Here is a 6,401-nt window from a genome sequence, read left to right as displayed (position 1 = left end):
TTTGCCGAATCATAGGCTTTACTAGATAACGGCGCTGATAGAAAAGTTTGAATACTTTGTTGTAACGCTGCGGCTGCTTGTTGTGCCTGACCACTAGCTTGTGAAGCTTTTGTACTTCTTGTTTGTGCTTCTGATACGACAAATTTAAGCCCCACTGCTAGTCGCCTCCCTCTCGGTTTTTAGGAAGGCTTTATGAGCTGCATTTACGGACTCTTCTTTTTCGAACAAATTTCTTCGCTCTTGTTCTAATTGTTCTCGATCCTCTTCAAGCTCTTGTTGGATTTTTCGTGATAAATGAAGTCCTTCATCATGACGTTCTTCGAAAAAAGATCGTTCTTCTGGATCTACCTCATTCAATGATCCTTGATAAACTTTTTGTTCTTGTTGCTGTAACAAGTGAAATCGTTCTTGTAGATTCTCTAGGTTTCTTAGTGCCTTTTTGTTGTCTAGCTGTGCATCTTGTAATTCTTCCAGTTGGTTTCCAAACTGATGGTTTTTATCTTCAAAGAGTTGTTGCGGTGTTAGTTCCATTACCTCATACCTCCAAAGGATAGGTTAGGTAATTGGGCGATTTTTTGGTCAATCCGTTCAAACTCTTTGGCAACAGAGTTAATATTATCCCCAGCTGTCACCACACTGTTAGAAACGGCTTTTACGCTTGATTGAAAACTTGAAAAGCTAGTGATTGCAGTTCCATTCCCAGCCACATTTATTTGTCCAGAACCGACAGAAATAGAGAGGCTATTTAAAGCACTTGCAGATTTACTGAAGGAAGCAGATACTCCCCCAGCAATACTTGAGTTACTATTAATCGTCATGTGAGTCCCCTTTTCTTAGTTTAAGAAAAGTATAGCAAAGTACAGGTACAATAACAATTATATTTACGATTCAATGTATTATTTATATATATTTAAGTCACAATTTAATTTCCCAGTTTAGCTAGGCTATTTGACTTGATAGAGCTTATTTTACTTCAAGTATAGTAAATTAAATAAAGATACTTGCTAAGAACAGTAATACTTTTTTAATTCATCCGTACAAAGTAAGATTGATAGAAACGCATATATTACAATAGCTTCTCTTTAAACCACCTAGTTCCTAGTAAAAACAAATAGAAAAAGTAATAAATGCTAACACTAGAGCTAACTGGATTTGAGTCAAGATCTTGGACACAATTTAGTAGAGACGATTACACCAGTTTTTCTTTTGCCAGCTCTTCAAACTCCTGCGGAGTAAAATAGTTAATTGAGCTGTGAATTCGGTTTCGATTATAAAATCCTTCAATGTAGCTAAATAAAGCTTGATTTGCTTCTTCAAAATCTGAGTAACTTGTTGTTTATACTTCTTCCTTTTTCAATGAGGCATGGAAAGATTCGATTCCTGCATTATCATAAGGCGTTCCTTTTCGACTATAGGAATGTCTTATTTTGTTGGTTTCAAGCCATTGTTCCACTTCTCTTGCTGTGTACTGGCTACCCAAGTCAGTGTATAGAATCATTCCTTTTGGAATGTGATATTATAGTTTTGCTTTATTCAATGTTCGGATGACACAAACCACAGTCATTCGTTTTGAAAATGTATAGCTAATAATTTTTTTCGTGTGCAAATCCATGATTGAAGATAAGTAACACCACCCATTTTTCTTGGTAGGAATGTAAATAATGTCAGCTGCCCATTTCTCACAGATCGTTTGAGTAGAAAAGTCCTGATGTAAGAGGTTTTCTTTTGAAATAATTGGTTGATTAGACCTTTGGGGGCTATATTTTTTAACTACAATCGACCTTAAATTTAATTGTTTCATTAGCTTTTGGACATCCTTAAGAGATACTGAACTCCCTTCTTTTAATAAAACTTGATGAATTTTTGTGGCACCATAGCGGTGTTTATTCGTAAAAAAGATGGTTGAAATCTTCTTTTTCAACTTATTATTTCTGATTTCTGTAGCTGTCAACGATTTATTTTTATGGAAATAGTAGACGCTTCTAGGGATTTCTAACAGCCGACACAACAAAGAAACAGTGTAATCCTTACACCATTTTTCAATAAATTGAACAAGCGAATTTAGGTCTTTCGAGAGAATATGGCTGCGGCTTTTTTAATATTTCAAGTTCTTCTTTCAATCGAGCATTTTCTTTTTTCAGTTCAGCCGCTTCTCTTCCAGTCAGTCCTGTGGACTGATTTGGTAAATATAAATTCTTCCATTTGTAAATCGTCGCTTCAGATACGCCATATTCTTTCGCTAATCCTCGAACAGAACGTCCAGTTTGGTTCAGTTCAACAATCATCTGTTTAAAATTTTCTTCATATCGGGTCATAAAAATTCATCCTCTCGTAGATAAGTTTAATTTATTTTTGTCTCTACGAAAAGTTGTCTAAGATTTGATACTAACACCAACACATATGGACATCTCTATCCTAACAAGCAAAAATCAATGAGCGATAAACTAGACGACTTAATTTAAAATAACAAAAAAATTAACTAACTATTTATAAGTAGTATTTTTTAGTCCCACACAATCAAAATACACAAAAAAAGAGAATGCATACTCCATCTTCTAAACGTCCTAAAACGCCGATAGAATACCATTCTCGTGGGTTTGGCACCCAATGGGTCGTAAGGGGCTCGAACCCATGACCCGCTGATTAAGAGTCAGCTGCTCTGCCAACTGAGCTAACGACCCAAACAAATTGTTAACTACTTGATTATTCTACCACTTGAAAAAGTGAAATGCAATAATGAGATAGTTTGATTTTTACTTTCTTACTTAGCTCATTATATAGTTAATCTTCTTGTTTTTACTCTAGCTTTTGTTTTCTTGTTATTCGATTAAAGCCTTTATCCGAGCTGTAAGGGTGTGCTCTTTATCAAAATTTGCTCTTAGTTGTAAAGCTGTTTGAGGATAGTTGGTGATCATCCCGTCGATATCTAAACGAAGGTATTTTCTCATAAGATTCTCTCTGTTAACAGTCCAAACAAAAACGGTTTTCCCTTGCTCCCTTGCTTGTTCAAGCAAACGAGTAGTGAATGAAAACTCTTCTAAAACTAAAAAATCAGCTTCTATTTCAGGTAAGTTTCCTATATTTAGTGCGACTAAATAGCCTGTTTTAATCGTAGGATCTAATTCTTTTACACGTTTTACTGTTTCTCCGTTCAAACCTTGAACTAAATAATCTCTTGTTACCCCTTCTTTTTGCAAAAGTTCTACGAGATTTTTTTCCATATCTGCAGATTCATTCCCATGAAGTTTAATTTCGATCAGCAGCTTTACGTGCTCTTTTTTTGCTACCTCAATATATTCTTCTAAAGATGGGATTTTGTCGGAAAAACTGCCGCTGCTGACAGTAATTTCTTGTAATTCTGCTAAGGTTAAATCAGAAATTGATTCTGAACGATTGGCCAACCTCCGCAAAGTATAGTCATGAAAAACCACAAATTTCTGATCTTTCGTTTCCTGCACATCCATTTCTACAAAATCTGCTCCAATTTCAGCTGCTGATTTAAGTGAGGATATTGTATTTTCAACGCCATTTGCTGTATCGCCACGATGAGCAATAATCAATGTGCTGGGCTGGTAAATTATTTGACTAAGAATTCCAGTATTACTAATGCCCATTATCATAAAAATAAGAATAAGAACGATGATTGGATACTTTCCAGATATTTTAGGAAATAGATGGGATACCATTTTCTCGCTACTTTGCTCCGAAATTATATTCGAAAATCTCAAAATCAATTCAGTGAAAACCACTTGAAGCATCCCATAGCCCATAAATAAAAACCATTGAATACATGTCAGCATAAAACCTGAAACCCATGGTGCTGCGGCAATAAATTTTGTTTCCGCTAAAATTACAGGCAGTAAAAATAGTAGAATTCCGATTCCAATCACAAAACTATGTATGATTAAAATAAGTCCAAAAGTAATTGTATTTTTTAAAATCTGTCCTTTCGTTCTCGACCAACTTTTTTTCATGGCTTGTCCGATTGTCATTTTTTGATCAAGCACAAAAAACGGTACTGTATATAGTAATTTCATGCTTATATAAAAGATTAACAATAAAACAAAAATGTATATAAATGTCCCTATAGAAGATTTCATTAATTCATCCGTAATAAAATGAGGAACTCGTAATGATTGAGTCGTAGTTGGATTTAAGCCAAATAAGGCGATTGGTAAAATTAAAATAAAGTAGACAAAAAAGAATAATAGCTGATAACTCAAAAAATAAAAGGCTTTTTTACCAAGCAGTATAAGGATTTGCTTAAAACTAATACGTTCTTCACTCATTTGTAAACGGCTTAAAAGAAAGAGATAACCTACTTCACAATAGATAAAAAATAAAGATACTATCATAACGACGAAAAGTAGTAAAAGTGACAAGGGTTTGCTTAAGACACTTATAATAGTTGTTTCTGTGATTCCTTGTATCTCAGAAACCTCTAAAACTTTATAGAAAAGAAAAGTCAAAATTGGCATTACGAGTAAGATTCTAATAGCACCTAAAACCAAAAAACTTTTTAAATAGTTTTCTTTATAAATCCAAGCATTTTTTATGCTTGCTATTACTGCACGGTACTCTTTCCTTTTGTCGCTCCTCTTACTTGCTTTCTACAATTTATTTTTGAAATAAAAAAATCCTGCATAAGAAAAAATTTGCTACTTTTCCTATGCAGCTGTTTTCGTCTCTTTATTTAGCTTTTAACCAGTCAATCGCATCTTGAACATTTTTTATAGGTACAATTTCCATATCTGTATTTAATTTTTCAGCAGCATCTAACGCTTCTTGATAATTTGTCTGGATATCAGGAAAATTTTTACGCAGTTCTTCTGATAGTTCATCATCTGGAACTAAAAAAGCATCAACACCAGCTTGATCTGCAGCATAAACTTTTTCTGCAATGCCACCTACTCGAGTCACGGCACCAGTCAACGTAACCGCACCTGTTCCTGCTATATTCCGCCCAGCTCTCAAATTATTCTCAGAAGCTAATGTGTAGACCTGTAAGGTAAACATCAAGCCAGCTGAGGGTCCACCGACAGCACCCAAATCAATCGCTACCGGAACATCACTAATCAATCTTGTCTGATCCATAAATTGAATACCCAAACTATTCATTTCGGTACTTTCATTATAGATTACTTCTCCGGTAACATTTTGTTTAGAACCTTGGCGTTGAATCACTAAAGTAACTTTGCTATTTGGCTGCTGTTTTTGTAGGTATGCACTTATTTCTTGAGACTCTTCAACTGGTTGCTGATCTATCGCCAAAACAATATCTCCCGGCATTAATTTCTTGTAAAAGGGCGAATTTTTGGAAACCATTAGAACAAATGCACCTTGATATTGGATAGATGCTTCTTTATCCGCTAAATCCAAACCAACCTTTTTGGCAATATTTTGAGATGTATTCATTGAATTACGTTGAATCAGTCTAGAAACATTAGTTGGCAATCCATCATTTGCAGTTTCTTGATTTACGATTTCTCTAAACGGATCATTAAGTGTAGCAACCATTTCAGCAATTGTGGCAGATCTTGTTTGAACAGTTGTAACAAAAAAAGCCCCAGCTTGTTGATCTTTTTGCTCGTTTACTGCCACACTATTTTCCAAGCCGATTATAGTCCCCGGGCCTCGTATCAACAACGGTGTCCGCCAAAAAAAGAAAATGCTAACCATAATAATACTCAGTACAATGATCGCTATTTTTTTCTTTTTCATTATTCATTCGCTCCAATTTATTATTCGATTGGCTGATAGGTAAAACCAACTCCATGAACTTCAGAAACATTATAAGCAATTATGAAAGCTTTTTTGTCGATCCCTTCCATAATGTTTAAAACTGTCGGATATTCTTGATTACTTAATATAATCATCAACATATTTTTTTCATTTCCTGTATAACCACCTGAAACGGAAAACACTGTAATTCCCCGACTTACATTATCCAGCAAAGCTTGTTTGATTTCTTCGATATGATCTTCACTCATAATCATAACTGCTTTTCTTCGTTTTAATCCAGTTTCAATATAGTTCATTACAATCGATGTTATCACTAATGATAAGATAGCAAATAAGAACTCTTCAAAACCAAAAACAAAAATATTAAAAATCACAATGACAGAGTCTGTAACTAACAATCCAATCGAGGTACTGATTCCAAAATACTTTTTGAAAATCAACGGAGGAATTGTTGTTCCTCCGCTGGAAGCGCCGATTTTATAAAGAATAGCCACACCTAAAGCGAAAATCGCACTACCGAAAATAACTGATAATAAACGATCCGAAGTTACCATAATTTCTGGAACGACTGCTAGTGAAAGAGGTAATAAAATACTACCAATTACCGTTCTAACAAAAACTGGTTTTCCTAAAAAGAAAAATGTCAGTATCAACATAAG

The 6,401-nt window shown here is 34.5% G+C and carries 5 protein-coding genes, 1 tRNA gene and 1 pseudogene; all 7 read right to left on the bottom strand.

The annotated features are described in order from the left end of the window. Nucleotides 1-144: 144 nt before the first annotated feature. Nucleotides 145-531, bottom strand: a complete 387-nt coding sequence (locus C240_RS11275) for a DUF3958 family protein (RefSeq protein WP_271495718.1) — start codon at nt 529-531, stop codon at nt 145-147. Then, entirely contained in the window at nt 531-818 is a 288-nt protein-coding gene (locus C240_RS11270; RefSeq protein ID WP_271495715.1) for a TIGR04197 family type VII secretion effector, read from the bottom strand. Before C240_RS11270 ends, C240_RS11275 begins: the two co-directional genes overlap by 1 nt. A 371-nt stretch (nt 819-1,189) precedes the next feature. Then, a pseudogene (locus tag C240_RS11265) lies at nt 1,190-2,315 on the bottom strand (IS3 family transposase). A 293-nt stretch (nt 2,316-2,608) separates the two neighbouring features. Beyond that, nucleotides 2,609-2,681: transfer RNA gene (locus tag C240_RS11260), tRNA-Lys, on the bottom strand. 138 nt (nt 2,682-2,819) lie between these two features. Further along, nucleotides 2,820-4,541, bottom strand: a complete 1,722-nt coding sequence (locus C240_RS11255) for a glycerophosphodiester phosphodiesterase (protein ID WP_271495721.1) — start codon at nt 4,539-4,541, stop codon at nt 2,820-2,822. A gap of 148 nt (nt 4,542-4,689) precedes the next feature. Then, nucleotides 4,690-5,721 (bottom strand): SepM family pheromone-processing serine protease, encoded by a 1,032-nt coding sequence (locus tag C240_RS11250; protein ID WP_271495712.1) that lies wholly within the window; start codon nt 5,719-5,721, stop codon nt 4,690-4,692. Nucleotides 5,722-5,741: 20 nt separating this feature from the next. Then, nucleotides 5,742-6,401, bottom strand: a 660-nt coding sequence (locus tag C240_RS11245) for a YitT family protein (RefSeq protein ID WP_271495707.1), incomplete at its 5' end; no start/stop codon positions are given.

The sequence above is a fragment of the Enterococcus sp. 5H genome (assembly GCF_028128615.1).
GTDB lineage: Bacteria > Bacillota > Bacilli > Lactobacillales > Enterococcaceae > Enterococcus_L.
Note: the sequence above shows the minus strand (reverse complement) of the source record. Positions and strands in the feature narration are given on the sequence as shown.

Coding starts and splice junctions, on each gene's coding strand:
- C240_RS11250 (WP_271495712.1), bottom strand. CDS start 5,721: ATGAAAAAGAAAAAAATAGCGATCATTGTACTGAGTATTATTATGGTT.
- C240_RS11275 (WP_271495718.1), bottom strand. CDS start 531: ATGGAACTAACACCGCAACAACTCTTTGAAGATAAAAACCATCAGTTT.
- C240_RS11270 (WP_271495715.1), bottom strand. CDS start 818: ATGACGATTAATAGTAACTCAAGTATTGCTGGGGGAGTATCTGCTTCC.